The organism is Klebsiella sp. H-Nf2, from assembly GCF_002806645.1.
GTDB classification, from domain to species: domain Bacteria; phylum Pseudomonadota; class Gammaproteobacteria; order Enterobacterales; family Enterobacteriaceae; genus Klebsiella; species Klebsiella variicola.
The window spans coordinates 1-840 of sequence record NZ_PIBL01000035.1 but is presented as its reverse complement, the minus strand read 5'-3'; the positions used below and the strand labels follow the sequence as shown (position 1 = coordinate 840).

Below are 840 nucleotides of genomic sequence, written 5' to 3'. Positions count from 1 at the left end.
CAGTTCATTCACACCATTGAGAAGCGCCAGGGGATGAAAGTGGCCTGCCTGGAAGAGATTGGTTACCGTAATAAATGGCTGTCGGCGGAAGGGGTGGCGGCTCAGGCGGAACGCCTGAAGAAAACCGAGTACGGTGCTTATCTGAAGCGCCTGCTGAACGAGCGTTAATGCCTTCTTCGTCAACGACAGGATACAGAGAATGAAGATTTTACTGATTGGCAAGAATGGCCAGGTGGGCTGGGAGCTGCAGCGTTCACTGTCCACCCTCGGCGACGTGGTCGCGGTGGACTACTTTGACAAAGAGCTGTGCGGCGACCTGACGGATCTGGAAGGCATCGCGCAGACCGTGCGTACCGTCCGCCCGGACGTGGTGGTGAATGCCGCCGCGCACACGGCGGTGGACAAGGCAGAAAGCGAGCGGGAGCTCTCCGACCTGCTGAACGACAAAGGGGTGGCGGTGCTGGCGGCGGAGTCGGCGAAGCTGGGTGCCCTGATGGTGCATTATTCCACGGACTATGTGTTCGACGGCGCCGGCAGCCATTATCGCCGGGAAGATGAAGCAACCGGCCCGCTGAACGTCTACGGCGAAACCAAACGCGCCGGTGAACTGGCGCTGGAGCAGGGTAACCCGCGTCACCTGATTTTCCGTACCAGCTGGGTGTATGCCACCCGCGGCGCCAACTTCGCCAAAACGATGCTCCGCCTGGCGGGTGAGAAAGAGACGCTCTCCATCATTGACGACCAGCACGGGGCGCCCACCGGCGCTGAGCTGCTGGCAGACTGCACGGCGACGGCAATCCGTGAAACGCTGCGCAATCCGGCGCTGGCCGGCACCTATCA

The 840-nt window shown here is 61.3% G+C and carries 1 protein-coding gene and 1 pseudogene; both read left to right on the top strand.

Annotation, left to right across the window (positions count from 1 at the left end; genetic code table 11):
* A pseudogene (locus CWM58_RS27870) lies at positions 1–168 on the top strand (glucose-1-phosphate thymidylyltransferase); the annotation flags it as partial.
* 31 nt (positions 169–199) lie between these two features.
* Positions 200–840: dTDP-4-dehydrorhamnose reductase (gene rfbD / locus CWM58_RS27865; RefSeq protein ID WP_100682228.1), on the top strand; the 641-nt coding region annotated here is incomplete at its 3' end.